Below are 16,414 nucleotides of genomic sequence, written 5' to 3' on the forward strand. Positions count from 1 at the left end.
TAGATATATGAAAAAAGCTATAGCACTGTTATTACTTTTAATACTAATAATTTCATGTAAATCAGATAAAAAAGAAAATACAGTTTCGATTACTGAAACGGTAAAAGACACCGTAAAATCTGTTGTTCCAGGACCAGTTCCCGATGTTGTAATGACAAAAGAATATGTTTATCAGCTTGGAAAACAAATGTATTTCTGGGGATGGCCATTGGTAAATATGCACAATCGCGTATTGGTAATGCGAAAAGTGCCTATGGCCGGACTTAATGGTGGAGCAGTTCCTGTTGCACCAGTAAATAATTTGTGCATGACATCAGATTATATTACGCCAGCCGAAAGATATGTAGCCTGTCCGAATCAGGATGTCGTTTATGGATTCGGAATTATGATGCTTAATGAAAGCCCTGTTGTGGTTCAGGTTCCAGATTTCGGAGACCGTTTCTGGGTAGTTCAATTAGGAAACCAGCGTACAGACGGAATTGCAAAATTGGGCGCCATGTATGGCAGTAAAAAAGGTTTTTATTTAATCGTAGGACCAGGATGGAATGGAAAAGTGCCTGACGGCATTACAGAAGTTTTTCATAGCGACACCAATCTTGCGTTTGTAATTCCGAGAGCGTTTTTAAATAATACTGCAGAAGACAGAAAAGCGATTCAGCCTGTTATCAATCAATTGATGGCATATCCTTTAAGTGAATACGATGGAAAAGTAAAAACAAAAGAATGGGCAAAAATACCATCATTTCCTGACCCAAATAAAAGTGAAGGCGGAAAAGAAGTTGCTTTTGTAATTCCAGAGAAATTTTTTCAGGAATTTCCAAGTATTTTAAAAGAAGTTCCGCCATTAAGAGGAGAAGAAGCCCTTTATGCACAGTTTAATTCAGTACTAGATGCAGCTAAAAAAGACAGTACTCTAATGCCTATTTTAACAAAAGCCGCTATAGATGCTGAACGAGAATTAATAGAACCGCTTCGTCAATTCAAAAACGTAGGCGTACCGGTAGGAAATTATTGGAATACGACAAAAAATGGAGCAAACTTTGGAACCGATTATCTCAGTAGAACAAGTGCCGCGAGAGCAAATATATTTGTAAATCAGCCGCAGGAAACCATTTATTACAATCAGGATTTAGATAATAAAGGTGTTGAATTGAATGGAAAATCAAACTACACCATCACTTTTACGAAAGATTTAATTCCAAAAGTAAAAGGTTTCTGGTCACTTACCGTTTACGATCACAATCATTTCTTTTTTATAAATGATGCTAAAATTTATTCGTTAGGAACGAAAAATAAAGATTTGAAATATAATACAGATGGCTCGCTAACCCTATATTTCCAAAACGCTAAACCATCTGCAGACAAAGTCAGCAATTGGCTTCCAGTTCCAAAAGATAAGTTTGGGCTTTTATTACGTTCTTATTGGCCAGAAGAAAGCATGATAAAAGGCTATACGCCGCCATCTTTGGTAAAAGGATAAAACGCTAATTAAAAGTTATGCCTGAAAAATCTAAAGATATCGAAGAAACCATATTTGATCCATTGGCATCAAAGGCAGAACGTTATGAAAAAGGCGCTTTGATCAGAAAAAAAGTGCCTTTGTCAAAACATCAGGAATGGAATTCTTTTACTAATCGAAAAGATCCTGTAGACATTTTGATTCAGACGAGTATAGGAAGAGTTGAAAGTCTATTGCCTATTCGATACAGAAGAATGATGGAATCGCCTTTTTCATTTTACAGAGGAGCTGCCGCGATTATGGCCGCAGACTTGGCCCATACGACCGTATCGGGAATAAACCTTCAGCTTTGCGGTGATTGCCATTTAATGAATTTCGGCGGATTTGCAACTCCTGAACGTAAATTGGTTTTTGATATTAATGATTTTGACGAAACATTTCCAGGTCCTTGGGAATGGGATGTAAAAAGATTGGCAGCCAGTTTTGTCATTGCAGGACAATGGCGAAAATTCTCCAACAAAAACGGTAAACAATTTGCTTGGAATGTTGCAGATAGTTATAAACGGCACATGTTGGATTACAGTAAATTATCTGCTCTTCAGATTTGGTATGCCGATATTGATTTTGCAGAAATGATTGAGTTAGGAAAAGACAAAGAACTCAAAGAATTTCATCATAAAAGAATAAAAAAGGCTTCAGAATATACCGCTCATGAAAAAGAGTTTGCAAAGATGACTTATTTTGATGGAGCCAGAGCCCGCATAAAAGATGATCAGCCTTTGATATTTCATCCTAGCGGAGATCTTGAAAAGCAAATTAATAAAGAAGGCGAGATTATTCATAAAAGATATGTCGAATCGCTATCAGAAGATAAACAGATTTTGTTAAGCCGATATAGAATTCATGATATAGCCATAAAAGTAGTGGGTGTAGGAAGTGTTGGAACGCTTTGCGGTATCAGCTTATTAATGTCTGCTACGGGAGAACCTATTTTTTTACAATTTAAAGAAGCCAGAAAAAGCGTATTAGAAGAAAATGTAAAAATTAAAGGAAAATATAAGCATCAGGGCGAACGTATTGTTATGGGACAAAAACTGATGCAATCGGCATCTGATATGTTTCTAGGCTGGACAAATGACAGCACAGATAAGTTCTTCTACATTCGACAGCTTAGAGATGCCAAAATAAAACCAATTCTCGAAATTATGAAGCCCAAAAACATGGCAGATTATGCCAAAGCTTGCGGATGGGCACTGGCAAGAGCTCATGCGCGTTCGGGAGATCCTTCTTTAATTTCGGGTTATATTGGAGATACAGACGAATTTGCCGATGCAATTTCTGAGTTTTCGATGCTGTATGCCCATCAAAACGAATTGGATTACCAAAAAATGCTGGAAGCAATAAAACACGGAAAATTGCCTGTAGCGCCAGAAATTTAATTTTTTTTCTTAATAGAAAAAAGTATTGTAGCCGTACAGGGTAAATAGAATAAAAAACAAAATCTTGAAGCCAAAAAGCCACGAAAACAAAGGCGTAAGATTTTATTTATTTAATAGTGTTAATTAAATAAAATAATTTATCTTTGAGAGTGATCTAAGTAATTGTTTAATAGTGGTTTGTGCTGTTTGAAAACAATTATTACGATTAAGCCCCCTCCGTTCAAGATTTTTACGATTTTAATAGATTCGAGTTAAACTGATTTAATTATTAATTTAATAAATACCACAACATGAATATTAAAAGAACAAATCTTCGCATAATCCCAATTCTATTCTTGGGCTTGTTTTACAGCTGTTCTCCAACTGTAAAAGTTACAACTGATTATGATCATGGTGCTAATTTCAGTGAATACAAAACATTTGCCGTTTACGATTTAAAAGCACAGCAAGGTCAGGTTAATCAGCTGAATGTTGACCGTGTTACCAAAGCAATTAGAAACGAAATGCTGGCAAAAGGATTTACAGAATCCAGCACTCCAGATTTAAAGGTTAATGCCGTTTCTATCTTAAAAAACAAAACTTCTGTTAGTGCCAATACCGATTTTTACGGATACGGAGGAATGTACCGCCCTTACGGTTATTGGGGAGGCGGTGCTATGATGGGTGGTGCCAATACAACATTTAATACCTACGATTATGTTGATGGCTCACTGGTAATAGACATCGTATCTACAAAAACAGATAAGTTGGTTTGGCAGGGAATCGGAAATGCTGAAATAGACAGCAAACCAGATAATCCAGAAGAATTTATTAATAGCTCTATCCAAAAAATACTAGCTGGTTTCCCTCCGGGAGCCGTTAAAAAATAATGAAACAAATAAAGTTCTGTACTTGCCATTTTCGGCAAGTACAGGCTTTACTCTTGTAGCCCCTTTTCGCATTCTATTTTTAAGATAATAATACCACACTAATAAACTTAAAAAATGATCGATATACTACTCTCCCTTTTCTTTTTTGTAGCCACAATTGCTGGACTCGCAACCTCAATTATGGTTTTATTTTCCAGAAAAAACTATTCTAAAAGCTTCTTTTTAGGCATGTTTTTACTGAGCCTGGCGGTAGTAAGTATCTACAATTTTTATTTGTCGGCCAATTTATTTAAAAATTTCCCAGATCTCTTTACTATCACAAAAGCGTTTATATTTTTAACCGCTCCATGCTCATTTTTGTATGTTAGAAACATTTTATCATTAAATAAAAGTTTCAGAAAATACGATTGGCTTCACTTTATGCCATTCATTATTTATTTCTTTTTAACGCTGATTGTTTATGTTGGAAGTTACACCGATATAAAAGCAGTCGATTATATTGCAGGACTAATCAAAAATCCATTTTCTGTTTTAACGTTGACGATTTGGCTTTTCTATGTCTTTTTTCAAACCATGTTGATTTTAAACTATGATCTGAAAAAATTTAAAGGAAACCAATTTCATCACAATAAAGTAATCAATTGGATTAGAGTGTACAATCTCATGATTTTGTTCTTGTTTTCGGCGCTTTTTGTTCATCATTTTTTACTTCAAAAAGTAGACGCATCAGATCTTTCCTGTTATGTGCTAATTTCTTCCGTATTGTTTTTTACAGTTGGCTGGCTTTATTTCAGACCGCAGATTTTTCATGATGAAGAAGAAACATTCGATTTTGTGGTTGATAATACATTAGTAGTAAAAACCAAAGAAATCAAGACTACGATTCCAATAGTAAACGAATTGCCTCTAGAAAAAAGAGAAGAATACCTTTTGAAATTAGATTATGTTTTAAATTCTAAAAACCTATTCTTAAAAAAGGATTTCGTAATCAGGGATTTGTCTGACGAAACAGGAATATCAGTGCACCATTTGTCTAATTTGATTAATTCTGAATTTGGTCTTCATTTTCAAGATTATGTAAATCTTAAACGAATTGAATATTTTAAAGATAAAATAAACGATCCCGAGTGGAAAGATTTATCATTAGAAGGCATGGCGTGGGGTTCTGGTTTTAAATCTAGAACTACTTGTTTTAGAGCGTTTATAAAACACACCGGAAAATCTCCATCAGAATATTTTAAAACGATTAGAATTAATCCTGATCGTTCAGAAGCTTATTATTTTAAGTAAAGTTCTTTCCTCATAAATTCAATAGTTCAGAGCCTAATTCATTCAAAATATTCCATCATGAAAGCAAAAATTAATGATTCGGAAAAAATAGCGCAATCGGTTTTAACCATAATGCTGCTATTGATTTCTTTTTATAGTAATGCACAATTAAAAGGAGCTCACATTTTGGGTTCTATGGGACTTCAGTCTGGAACACAAGCTCCAGAAAATACTTTGAGCGTCTATATTCCAGGCTATATTTACAGCGCATCATCTTTGCGAAATAGCGACGGAGACAAAGTAGGAGATCCAAATCTTACCATGTTTCTTACTGGTGTTGGTGCCAATTTTGTCAGCGATTTCAAAATTTTGGGAGCCAATTATGGGGCTACGCTTTTAATAGCAGGAGCTTCAAACACTATTCAAGGCAGTTATATTGACTCAAAAAGCGATTTTGCTTTTACAGACATGTACATACAGCCAATCCAGTTAGGCTGGCATAACAAAAGAGCCGATTTTGTCTTTAGCTACCAAATGTTTCTTCCAACAGGAAAATATGAAGCAGGAGGGAGTGATAATAGCGGTTTAGGAATGTTTGTAAACGAATTCTCAGGAGGAACAACATTGTTTTTTAATGACAAAAAAACATTTCATTTCTCGGCATTGGCCTCTTATGAAATCAATGGAAAGAAAAAAGATACCGACATCAAAACTGGAGATATCTTAAGCATTGAAGGCGGTTTAGGAAAAACCTTTTATTGCATGAATGCCGAAAAAACAGCTCCGAAAGGAATATTAAATGCTGGTTTAATTTATTATCTGCAATACAAACTGTCAGATGATGAAATTCCGGTAGGGAATATTTTTGTAATTGAGCCAGACAAAGATCATGTCAATGCACTAGGAGCAGAGGTTAACTATCTGCATATTGGCAGTATGACGAATGTTGGTTTTAGATGGCTTGGAGAAGTAAATGCAAAAAACAGATTTCAGGGAAATACTTTTTTTATCACGCTGGCACACGTTTTCAGTCTGAAGAAAAAATAATTTACAGACTTGCATTTTTGAAGGCTTAGAGTTTTAAGAATGAATTACAAACGATTTAGATTCTTTATGAAAAACAGAAAACCATCACAAAAAATCATTCTTTTTTTACTTCTATCTCTGTTGTCGTTTAACTTTACAAACGCACAAAAATATCATATAAGTGTAAAAGACTCTCTAGATGGCGCTTTCGATTTAAGCGATTATATTATTTATGCACATGGTTTTATTGTCGTTCCAACCATTATTACAGAACCCGCTTTAGGAGGAATTGGCGGAGCAGTAGTTCCGATTTTCTTAAAAAAACACGCGCCGGTTGTAGACGAAAACGGTAAAAAACGCTTTATAAACCCCGACATAACAGGAGGAATGGGAATGTACACCGGAAACAAAAGCTGGATGACTGGAGTTTTTCGTTCTTCAACACTTATAAAACCTAGAATCTTATACCGAGTTATGGCAGGTTACGGCGATGTAAACTTATCGTTTTATGCCAACAATATTCCCAAAGCAAACGATCAGGAATTTAAGCTCAATTTTAGATCGACCATTTTTTATACCCAATGGCTCAAACAGTTCAGAAATGCAAAATGGAGCGCAGGACCGCAATATTTGTTTTTAAATTCTAAAATAAATCTGCCCGATGTAAGCCTTCCGCCGCCTTTTGTAAATCCAAAAGACATTAAAAGCACCATAAGTCAGTTTGGTGGCGCCATTCAGTTTGACGGACGCGATAATATATTTACGCCAGATAAAGGAATAAGGATTCAGTCCGATTTTTTCTGGTCAGATAATGTACTCGGAAGCGATTACGATGCTTGGCGAATAAACTTATCGGCAATTGGATATTATCCGTTGGCGAAAACATTAATTGGCGGACTTAGGATAGAAGGAGAGCAGGCGTTGGGGAGTCCGCCTTTTTATTTAAAACCAGGAATCAATTTACGAGGAATTCCCGCAGCAAGATATATGGGAAACACCAGTATTGTGACCGAAGCCGAATTGCGCTGGGATTTCTACCGTCGATGGAGTATTATGGGATTTGGAGGACTTGCAAGCGCGTTTAACGATTGGGACAAAGCTTTTGCAAAACCCGTTGTATACAGCTACGGAACAGGTTTTAGATACCTTGTTGCCCGAAAGTTCAAACTCCGAATGGGTGTAGACGTTGCCCGCGGACCAGAAGACTGGGCGTACTATATCGTTTTTGGAAGCAACTGGCTGCGATAACAGAAAAAGCAAAAAACTTGTAAGAAGTTAATTTATAAAAAATTATGCTCAAAAAGCCTCTGTAAAGCATTACGGAGGCTTTTTGTATTAAATGTCCTAATAATCAGAGCCGTTAAGAAAACATTAACAACTAAACATAACACAAATTGTATAATATTTAATTGTTTTGTAACAAATTGGAAACATTGGCGACTAATTTTGTTAAATCTTAAACATAAATTATGAATACATTTTCATTCAAATCAGTGTTTGCCGCTTCAGTATTTTTAGCTGGAACTGCAGGCTGTTTTGCGCAAGACGTATTAGTAAATTCACTAAAACTAAACGCAAGCGACAAAAGTAAAGAGAACTTCAAATTTACAGAAGTAATTAACTTAGGAACAACATCGGTAAAAAACCAAGGTTCATCTGGAACTTGCTGGAGTTATGCTTCAAACTCATTCTTAGAGTCAGAAATGATTCGTTTAGGAAAACAGCCGGTAGAGCTATCTCAAATTTATTCTGCAAGAAATGTGTATGTTGACAAAGGAGAAAACTACGTTCGTATGCACGGCGCGATTACGCTTGGAGACGGAGGGGCTTTGCACGATGTAATCAATATGTACAAAAAATACGGAACTGTGCCGAGAGAAGTTTATACTGGTTTGAACTATGGAACAGACAAAAATAAATTTGCTGAAATGGGCGCTTTAATCGAAGGATTTTTGACGGCTGTTGTGAAGAATCCGAACGGAGAATTGACTCCAACTTGGAAAAAAGCTTACGCAGCAATGATCGATTCTTATTTAGGAAAAGCACCAGAAAACTTTACATACAAAGGGAAAAACTATACACCACAATCTTTTGCAAAAGAAATGGTTGGAATTAACCCAGACGAGTATGTAGAAATGTCTTCTTACAACAATGTGCCTTACTACCAAAAAACAACGATGATGGTGCCAGACAACTGGTCACTAGATCAGGTTTACAACGTAAAAATTAATGACATGACAGATGTTATCGACAATGCGTTGAAAAAAGGATACACAGTAGCGTGGGCAACAGACGTGAGTGAGAAAACCTTCAGCTGGAAAAACGGTGTGGCGTATGTAGCGACTAAAAAATTCGACGATATGACTGCAGAAGAAAAAGCAGACTTATTTAACGGACCAAAAGCAGAACCAGAAATTACTCCAGAAATGCGTCAAGCAGCGTTTGATAACTACACAACTACAGACGACCACGGAATGCACATTATTGGTCTTGCAAAAGATCAAACTGGAAAAGAATATTACATTGTAAAAAACTCTTGGGGAGAAACAAACGACTACAAAGGTTTCTTGTTTGTAACTAAGAATTTCGTAAAATATAAAACTACTGCTCTTCTAGTAAACAAAGGAGGAATTCCTACTGAAATTGCTAAGAAATTAGGGGTTTAATATTATTAGACTTTTTGAAATAGGAAAGCGCTGCAATGTTGAATTGTGGCGCTTTTTATTTTTTGAATTGTGTAGGAAATGGACTTGCAAGTAATTAATTGAAGAGTTGTTAACGTCTTAATAATATTTGGATTAAAGTAAATATTATTCACTCTATTTTCTATTTTTGTATCTTTAATAAAACTTACAAACATTAATAATGAATCAAACGTTGCTCACAAGATTATTCAAGTCTATCGAAGGAAGTAAAGAACAGCCTTTGGTAAGAATAGCCTATACCATTATTGATGAAGAAAGAAAAAAAGGACATACAAAATTAGCCGATAGGCTTGATACAATATTAGAAGGTAATTTAGCTCGAGTTAGCGAGCCTCAACAAAATCCAACTTTAAAACTAACAAAAAATAGAGAGGGCGTTTTTACAATTCCAGGTGATAGAAGGTATAAATTGCCTTTGGCTACACATATAGAGAATGACTTTTTAAGACATAACATGGTGCTTGCTCCAGTAGTTGAAGAGAAAATACTAAGAATTGAAAAAGAATACGTAGCGAAAGAAAGATTAGCGCATCACGGTTTAAAACCCAGACAAAAAATACTTCTTTATGGTAGTTCTGGATGTGGTAAAAGTATGACCGCAGAAAGAATAGCATGGGATTTAGGACTGCCTTTTTATAAAGTTCGTTTTGATACAATAATATCTTCTTACTTAGGTGAATCAGCTTCTAACTTAAATAAGTTGTTTGAAAGTCTTGAAAATTATCCATGTGTACTACTTTTAGATGAATTTGATATTATAGGCAAACAAAGAGATACAAAATCTAATGATGTGGGTGAAATTCATCGTATTGTGAATATAGTTTTAGGGTTATTAGAAGAATATAATGGACAAGGAATATTGATAGCAACAACAAATTTAGAAGGTAGTTTAGACAAAGCCTTATTTAGAAGGTTTGATGAGATTATTGAGTTGCCTAAACCAAACGAAAATGAAATTATTGATCTATTGAAAATAACATTTTCGGCTCTGAATTTAAGTAAAATTATTAAGCTTAAGGATTACGCAAAAAAAATGGATGGTTTATCTTACGCATTAGTTGTTAAAATCGCAAATGACGCTGCAAAAAAATCAATTATAAATTCTCACAAAGAAATTTCTGCCGATGATTTGGATAAGGCATTAGAAGAAAATTTGGCTTTTAACAAATAAAATATGGAGAGATTCCCACATCTAAAATTTCTTCATAAGGTTATTGGAAAACCTCGCTTACATGGAGGAGGTGAACCCAATCCTCTTTCAATTCAAAACAAGAATAATAGACAAGATCATTCTGGTTATTTATCTGGTAGAACATCTCAAATAAAATCTGATTGGGAAATCCAAATAGGTAGAAGAGAAGAACTTGATCTAGCTCCTTTACATGCAGATATAATTCCAATTTTTTTAAAAATAAATCCTGATTTAGTCACTTACGACTTTGAATTAAGACAATTCGGGATTGAGGTAATTTCTCAAGAAGAGGAAGGATACATTATTGGTGCTTCTTTAGATAGTTTTACTTCGCTAAATGAGAAGATAAATAGATTCTTAAATGAGCAACATGGCGGTGCTAAGATTGCTGATTTTTGGGAAATAATTGATGGAAATCAATGGAAGCCAGAGCATGTGCTTTCAGACTATTTAAAATCTATATGGCGTGAGATTATTGAGGACAGGGTATACAAAGTAGAGATTGGTATTGCTTTTGATAAACCAATTGGAAAAGCTCCAGACCCAAATAGCAGGTATTATGAAAGAAGTCTTCAAAGATATAATGAAGAATTAGTAGAAAGGGATAATCGCTTTTTTGAGCGTCAAGATGAGTTTGAAGTTTTTATCGGTCATTATGGTAGATTAACAAGTGATATTATTAGTCTTGAAGACAGTTTTTGTTGTGAAGTTGAAATTACAGGCAAAGGATTAAAAGATTTAGTATTTAATTATCCTTTTGTATTTGAAGTTTCTGAGGCAGATGAAATAATTGGTGTAAATAGTGAAATAGATGAAGTAGGCACAATTGAATTGGAAGTTATTGCACCAGATTCAACTTCTCCAGAAGTTGGTGTAATCGACAGTGGTATAATGGAAGGACATAGTTTTATTTCCTCTGCTATAATTGATGGAAATTCAAAATCTTATATCGATGGCGATGATTCAACGGCTGATCATGTTAGAAATGGTGGGCATGGTACACGAGTAGCAGGTTCAATTTTATATCCCTATGGAATAACTTCGATAGAGTCACCATATCAACTACCTTGTTTTGTTAGAAATTTAAGAGTTTTAGATGGTGAGAATAAGCTTACTCATAAGCTACCCGCAGAGCTTATGAAAATTATTGTTGAAGATAATGAGGATTGTAAAATTTTTAATCTTTCCATAAATTCAAGTGTGGCTTCTCGATTAAAACACATGTCTTCTTGGGCAGCAACCATAGATACTCTAATAAATCAGAAAAAAGTAATTTTTTTGATATCATCAGGAAATCTAACAAAAGACGATATTAGACATTATATTAGTCAAGGGAAGAATTATCCAAACTTTTTAGATGAGTCATATTGTAGGATTGCAAATCCGGCTCAAAGTAGTTTTGCAATTACTGTAGGATCTGTAAATCATATGCACTTTGAAGATGCTGATTTTGAATCTTTGGGAGCAGAAGATGAGATTTCTGCTTTTTCAAGAGTAGGTACCGGTATTTGGGGAATGATTAAGCCAGATGTTGTTGAGTATGGTGGAGGACTGGTACTCTCTAAAACTGGAAATTTAGTTTCTAATAAAGAATCTCTTTCACCAGAACTTATTCGTTCCACTTTGGGTGGAGGGTCGGCAATTGGGAGCGATGTTGTTGGAACCTCTTTTGCCGCGCCAAAAGTTGCGTACATTACAGCTCAATTATTAAAATTGTATCCTGATGAAGATGTAAATTTATTAAGAGCTTTAATTGTACAAGGAGCGAGGTTGCCAAACTCTTTTTTTGAAAACCCAACTCCCCAAAGTATTAAACATTTTGGCTATGGGATACCTTCTATTGAAAGAGTTACAAATAATACTCATCAAAGAGTAACTTTTTATAACTCGGAAAGGATAAGGGCAGAAGAAGGGCATATCTATTCATTAGTTATTCCTGAATTTTTAAGATCACATGTAGAAGAGTACGATATTTTGATTGAAGTTACATTATCATATACCGCAAAAGTTAGAAGGACAAGGCAAAAAACGAAATCGTATTTGTCAACTTGGCTTGATTGGGCAAGTTCAAAAGTTGGCGAACTTTATGAGGATTTCAAAGATTATGTGCTTAAAGAAATAGAGGAATCGGAAACAGTATACGATAAGGATTTAAGAAATAGTATGACAGGATGGAATTGGAAAATAAAAAGTGATAGCAGAGGTGTTGTTGATGGTATTAATAGAAATAATAGTACTGTTCAAAAAGATTGGACAATCATTAAATCACATGAATTGCCAAATGACATAAGTTTTGCTGTTAGAGGCCATAAGGGTTGGGATAAATCACATGAAGAAGTTTCGTATTCATTAGTGGTCTCGATAGAAGTGCTAAACTCTAATTTGGAAATTTATGAAGCAATGAGAGTTGAAAATGAAATAGAATTGGAAATTTAAAATAAAAAAAGAGATTGAGTTTCTTTTTTTATTTCAAAATCAGAAATCACTTCCCCCTCAACAACCTCTCTAAATACTCTACTTTCTCTTTCTCAGCCAAAACCAAACGCTCATAAAGCTCTACAACTTTATCAAGAGGATTGAAAGTACAATTATGGTTTACAGTTGGTCCGTCATTAATAACAGCACCTTCGTAGTTATTTTGAATATTATTTAAAACAACATCATCAGAAAAGTTTTTAATCGCTTCAGTAGAAACTCCTAAAACTTCAGCAATTTTCGCCAGTCTTTCCTCATCTACCGTTTCGCTTCCTTCAATATTAGAAACAGATTGCTGGCTCACGCCAATGGCAATGGCAAGTGCTTCTTGTTTCATTCCTCTAAGCTCTCTAATACGGCTTATGTTTCTTCCTATATGTTTTGGTTTTGTTGCTGTGCTCATACTTCAAAGATATTAAAAATCTGTAAAAATTAGGAATATAGTAAAATACAATCTTTCGCTGGTGCAATACAATCCGATGTATTTTGCTGTAATGCATTCTATTGTTTATTTCGCTAAAGCAAAAATAGAATTTTTCGTACAATAATTATTTGAAACCAAAATCATAAATAAACGCCATGAAAAAAGAAAACGAAAACAGCGAAAGTCAAAACAAAATCCTAGAATCTTTATCTAAATTCGTCTCAGACATTTGTTTCGACGGAGAATTTAGAAACCATCCCGAACACTTAACCGAAATTTTCGAATACCTACTCGAAACAGAATCGGGAAACAGTCTCCCATTGCGAATTAAAATGTTAAGCTGTATTCGAACTAGTAAAATGCTGGCTAAAACCTTAGAACCATTTTCAGACCAAGAAATCGAAAAAGCCTGCAGTCAAATGCTGCATTCGTAAAAAGAAGTACTTTATCGTCTTTATAAGCAAGTTGCAGTGAGAATAAAGCTAACTAGTAGAAAATGAGTAACTTTAATGTGAGTTTTTTAATTGGAGCATTAATTTTATTCAAAAATCATGAAAAAGTATGAAGCAGTTATGGTTACACTTGCGTTCGTATTTTCTCTCGGCTGTTTTGCCCAGAGCACAAATGATGCCTCTGCGTCTCCAGCAATAGGAAAAACGACACTATTGACGGATAATCTTGCTAATAATAGCGATTATGTTATACAATCGTATTATGTAGAAGAGAGAATAAATAAGCTTTTTGGAGGTAGAATAATTACTTACCAAGTTACCAAATTGGACATGGTCGATACTTACGATCTTGGTCCTAATAATACGAGAACAGTAATTCCGAATTACGTAAAAAGAAAACCAAAAGTAGCTCCAAATACAATAGAAGCCAAAGCAACCGTAGCCAATTTGCACGCTGCTGTAGACCCTGTTAAGGTCGAAATCACGGCTCCGGCTCCTACAACTTCAAAATATGTTACGGTTAATATGGTAGATACCTACGAAAAAGTAATTGATAAAGGATACAAATCTGTCGATATGCTGAAAAAAGTGGCAGATCGCTTTTATTTTGAAGGGAATCTAACCGCAGCAGTTGGCTATTACGAGAAGTTATTTGCTGAAGCCAAAGATCTTGATGTTATTTACTATTACAGATACGCACAGTCCTTAAAATCAATAAATGAAAATGAAAAAGCCGATACTTTAATGAAAAGGTTCAAAAGTGAGACTTTGAGTATGAAGTAAGTTTTTATTTTAACCGCAGAGTACGCAGAGATTTTACGCAAAGATCGCTAAGTTATTTTTTAAGCGATATCTAAATATTAAGTTCGCAAAGCTTTGTGTGTAGAGCTTTGCGAGCTTTTTTGTTTGCAAGAAGATTTTTTAACGCAGAGTACGCTGAGATTTTACGCAGAGAGCGCTGAGATTGTTTTTGAGTTAAATCTAAAGATTAAGTTCGCAAAGCTTTGTCTATATAAAGCTTTGTGAATTTTATAGGTATAGTTTGTCATTTCGACGAAGGAGAAATCTTCGCGAGTAGCTCCGTTTAGTGAATCGCCAATCTTTGTCGAGTTTCTTGCGAAGATTTGCTTCGCCTGTTCGCTATCGCTCGGGTCTCCTTCGTCGAAATGACAAAATTGGGAAATTTTGAGTCTAAAAAGGGATACAGTTTAACTTTATCTAGACAAAGCTTTGCGAACTTTAATGGTTCCTATTAAGTCTCGCATAAAAACTCTTAGCGTGCTTTGCGTTAAAAAAAGATATAACATTAAGTTTGTCTGCAAAAAGCTTTGCGAACTCTAACGGCTTCTATTAAGTCTCGCATAAAAAACTCTTAGCGAACTTTGCGTAAATCTCAGCGCCCTCTGCGTTAAAAAAAATTGGAATTTGGAATTTTCGCAATTGGGATTTAAACAAAAAAAGACGATCAATTTGATCGTCTTTTTTTTAAGCTCCCCCTCTTGGGCTCGAACCAAGGACCCTCTGATTAACAGTCAGATGCTCTAACCAACTGAGCTAAGGAGGAATCACCTTAAAGGTAAATATGTTTGCTAAAAAAAGTTGCTCCCCCTCTTGGGCTCGAACCAAGGACCCTCTGATTAACAGTCAGATGCTCTAACCAACTGAGCTAAGGAGGAAGTTGTTGCTCTTTTTAGCGAGTGCAAATATAAAACTATTTTTAGTTTCTCAAAAACATTTTCGCTCTTTTTTTGACTTTTTTTTACTTGCCTACAATGGCTTTGTAAATGTCGTTACCGTTAGCAAACAGTAGTAGTGAAATAAGTAAAACAAAACCAACCATTTGCGCATTCTCTAGGAATTTATCGCTCGGTTTTTTGCCACTTACAATTTCGTATAATAAAAACATCACATGTCCGCCATCAAGAGCAGGAATTGGCAATAAATTCATAACTCCAAGCATAATCGACAATAAAGCCGTGATTGACCAGAATACTTCCCAGCTCCAAGAACTTGGAAAAATGTTGTAAATCGCAGCAAAACCACCTACTTGTTTGTACGCTTTTGTTTCTGGATTAAAAATCATTTTCAATTGTTTTCCGTAACCTACTAATTGATCTTTTCCTTTTTGAAGACCAACCGGAATAGATTCGAAGAAACCATATTCTTTTGTACTTATTTTATAATATCCTAGTTTTTCTAAAGATTTCATATCTAAACCTCCAGCAAAAACGCCTAAAGTACCTTCTGGAGAAACTTTTACATTAAGAGGTGTTTCTTTTAAATCACGTAAAACAACTGCAGAAATCTCTTTTCCTTTATTAGCCGCTAAGATTGCTTTTGCTTCGTCAAAATATTTAATTTTTTGCCCGTTAAGAGAAAGGATTAAATCTTTTGCTTTTAAATTTTGGTTAGCAGATTCTTCTGTAACTTTTCCAATAGCAAAAGGTCGGCGGATATCGACAAGCATTCCTTTTTCTGTTTTAGAAAGCTGATCTATAAAATCAGTCGGCATTTTTAGTGTTTGCTGTTGTCCATTTCTTTCAATCAAAACGTCTTTAGCCATGATGATATTTATATTCATGTCTTTATCAAAATTCTCTACAGCTTTACCATCAATAGAAATGATTTTGTCACCCGTTTTAAAACCAGCTTTAAGCATTACAGGATTTTCAATTGCAACACCATCTTTCAAGTCAGAATTAGCGATGTAGGTATCTCCGTATGCAAATGCCATTCCGATATAGATAATAAAAGCCAAGATAAAGTTTACGGTAACCCCGCCAAGCATAATAATTAAACGCTGCCAAGCTGGTTTAGTACGAAATTCCCAAGGTTGAGGTGGAAGAGCCATTTGCTCTTTGTCCATACTTTCGTCAATCATTCCAGAAATTTTCACATAACCACCAAGCGGCAACCATCCGATACCGTATTCTGTTTCTCCGATTTTCTTTTTGAAAAGTGAATATTTAACATCAAAAAACAAATAAAATTTTTCGACTCTAGTTTTAAACAATTTAGCAGGGATAAAATGCCCTAATTCATGAAGAATAATAAGTAAAGATAAACTCAATAGAAATTGAGAGAGTTTGATAACTATATCCATT

General features: G+C 34.9%; 13 protein-coding genes and 2 tRNA genes. 11 read left to right on the forward strand and 4 right to left on the reverse strand.

The window, feature by feature from the left end; translation table 11 throughout:
* The first annotated feature begins 7 nt into the window (after positions 1-7).
* From Q9Q97_RS02995 to Q9Q97_RS03035, 9 genes are all read left to right on the forward strand, one after another.
* A complete protein-coding gene (locus Q9Q97_RS02995; protein ID WP_306154436.1) occupies positions 8-1,480 on the forward strand; it encodes a DUF1254 domain-containing protein in 1,473 nt (490 codons plus the stop codon).
* 17 nt (positions 1,481-1,497) lie between these two features.
* Positions 1,498-2,898, forward strand: coding sequence for a DUF2252 domain-containing protein (locus tag Q9Q97_RS03000; RefSeq protein ID WP_306154438.1), 1,401 nt, complete (start codon positions 1,498-1,500; stop codon positions 2,896-2,898).
* Positions 2,899-3,188: 290 nt separating this feature from the next.
* The gene (locus Q9Q97_RS03005; RefSeq protein ID WP_306154440.1) at positions 3,189-3,767 is read left to right on the forward strand and encodes a DUF4136 domain-containing protein; all 579 of its coding nucleotides are present in this window, start codon (positions 3,189-3,191) and stop codon (positions 3,765-3,767) included.
* A 114-nt stretch (positions 3,768-3,881) separates the two neighbouring features.
* Positions 3,882-5,057: an AraC family transcriptional regulator gene (locus tag Q9Q97_RS03010; protein ID WP_306154442.1), complete on the forward strand. Its 1,176-nt coding sequence runs from the start codon at positions 3,882-3,884 to the stop codon at positions 5,055-5,057.
* 57 nt (positions 5,058-5,114) lie between these two features.
* A complete protein-coding gene (locus tag Q9Q97_RS03015) occupies positions 5,115-6,083 on the forward strand; it encodes a transporter (protein WP_306154445.1) in 969 nt (322 codons plus the stop codon).
* Positions 6,084-6,149: 66 nt separating this feature from the next.
* On the forward strand, positions 6,150-7,310 hold the full coding sequence (locus tag Q9Q97_RS03020; protein ID WP_306154447.1) for a BamA/TamA family outer membrane protein: 1,161 nt from the start codon (positions 6,150-6,152) through the stop codon (positions 7,308-7,310).
* 221 nt (positions 7,311-7,531) lie between these two features.
* A complete protein-coding gene (locus Q9Q97_RS03025; protein WP_306154448.1) occupies positions 7,532-8,728 on the forward strand; it encodes an aminopeptidase C in 1,197 nt (398 codons plus the stop codon).
* Positions 8,729-8,927: 199 nt separating this feature from the next.
* The gene (locus Q9Q97_RS03030) at positions 8,928-9,938 is read left to right on the forward strand and encodes an AAA family ATPase (RefSeq protein ID WP_306154450.1); all 1,011 of its coding nucleotides are present in this window, start codon (positions 8,928-8,930) and stop codon (positions 9,936-9,938) included.
* A gap of 3 nt (positions 9,939-9,941) precedes the next feature.
* Entirely contained in the window at positions 9,942-12,395 is a 2,454-nt protein-coding gene (locus Q9Q97_RS03035; protein ID WP_306154452.1) for a S8 family peptidase, read from the forward strand.
* A gap of 46 nt (positions 12,396-12,441) precedes the next feature.
* Here Q9Q97_RS03035 and Q9Q97_RS03040 read toward each other — a convergent pair whose 3' ends face one another.
* Positions 12,442-12,837, reverse strand: coding sequence for a helix-turn-helix domain-containing protein (locus tag Q9Q97_RS03040; protein WP_306154454.1), 396 nt, complete (start codon positions 12,835-12,837; stop codon positions 12,442-12,444).
* 176 nt (positions 12,838-13,013) lie between these two features.
* Here Q9Q97_RS03040 and Q9Q97_RS03045 point away from each other — a divergent pair, with 176 nt between their 5' ends.
* Positions 13,014-13,292: a hypothetical protein gene (locus tag Q9Q97_RS03045; protein WP_306154456.1), complete on the forward strand. Its 279-nt coding sequence runs from the start codon at positions 13,014-13,016 to the stop codon at positions 13,290-13,292.
* Positions 13,293-13,409: 117 nt separating this feature from the next.
* Positions 13,410-14,093: a hypothetical protein gene (locus tag Q9Q97_RS03050; RefSeq protein ID WP_306154458.1), complete on the forward strand. Its 684-nt coding sequence runs from the start codon at positions 13,410-13,412 to the stop codon at positions 14,091-14,093.
* A 707-nt stretch (positions 14,094-14,800) separates the two neighbouring features.
* Here the strand turns inward: Q9Q97_RS03050 and Q9Q97_RS03055 are convergent.
* The 3 genes from Q9Q97_RS03055 to rseP form a co-directional block, all read right to left on the reverse strand.
* A tRNA-Asn gene (locus Q9Q97_RS03055) sits at positions 14,801-14,874 on the reverse strand.
* A gap of 38 nt (positions 14,875-14,912) precedes the next feature.
* Positions 14,913-14,986: transfer RNA gene (locus tag Q9Q97_RS03060), tRNA-Asn, on the reverse strand.
* Between the two features lie 83 nt (positions 14,987-15,069).
* On the reverse strand, positions 15,070-16,413 hold the full coding sequence (gene rseP, locus Q9Q97_RS03065; RefSeq protein ID WP_306154460.1) for an RIP metalloprotease RseP: 1,344 nt from the start codon (positions 16,411-16,413) through the stop codon (positions 15,070-15,072).
* Position 16,414 lies beyond the last annotated feature (1 nt).

This window comes from Flavobacterium sp. DG2-3 (genome assembly GCF_030730925.1).
GTDB lineage: Bacteria > Bacteroidota > Bacteroidia > Flavobacteriales > Flavobacteriaceae > Flavobacterium.

Bases quoted from the DNA above. Each gene is read 5' to 3' on its own strand.
- Q9Q97_RS02995 (WP_306154436.1), top strand. From the start codon at position 8: ATGAAAAAAGCTATAGCACTGTTATTACTTTTAATACTAATAATTTCA.
- Q9Q97_RS03000 (WP_306154438.1), top strand. From the start codon at position 1,498: ATGCCTGAAAAATCTAAAGATATCGAAGAAACCATATTTGATCCATTG.
- Q9Q97_RS03005 (WP_306154440.1), top strand. From the start codon at position 3,189: ATGAATATTAAAAGAACAAATCTTCGCATAATCCCAATTCTATTCTTG.
- Q9Q97_RS03010 (WP_306154442.1), top strand. From the start codon at position 3,882: ATGATCGATATACTACTCTCCCTTTTCTTTTTTGTAGCCACAATTGCT.
- Q9Q97_RS03015 (WP_306154445.1), top strand. From the start codon at position 5,115: ATGAAAGCAAAAATTAATGATTCGGAAAAAATAGCGCAATCGGTTTTA.
- Q9Q97_RS03020 (WP_306154447.1), top strand. From the start codon at position 6,150: ATGAAAAACAGAAAACCATCACAAAAAATCATTCTTTTTTTACTTCTA.
- Q9Q97_RS03025 (WP_306154448.1), top strand. From the start codon at position 7,532: ATGAATACATTTTCATTCAAATCAGTGTTTGCCGCTTCAGTATTTTTA.
- Q9Q97_RS03030 (WP_306154450.1), top strand. From the start codon at position 8,928: ATGAATCAAACGTTGCTCACAAGATTATTCAAGTCTATCGAAGGAAGT.
- Q9Q97_RS03035 (WP_306154452.1), top strand. From the start codon at position 9,942: ATGGAGAGATTCCCACATCTAAAATTTCTTCATAAGGTTATTGGAAAA.
- Q9Q97_RS03040 (WP_306154454.1), bottom strand. From the start codon at position 12,837: ATGAGCACAGCAACAAAACCAAAACATATAGGAAGAAACATAAGCCGT.
- Q9Q97_RS03045 (WP_306154456.1), top strand. From the start codon at position 13,014: ATGAAAAAAGAAAACGAAAACAGCGAAAGTCAAAACAAAATCCTAGAA.
- Q9Q97_RS03050 (WP_306154458.1), top strand. From the start codon at position 13,410: ATGAAAAAGTATGAAGCAGTTATGGTTACACTTGCGTTCGTATTTTCT.
- rseP (WP_306154460.1), bottom strand. From the start codon at position 16,413: ATGGATATAGTTATCAAACTCTCTCAATTTCTATTGAGTTTATCTTTA.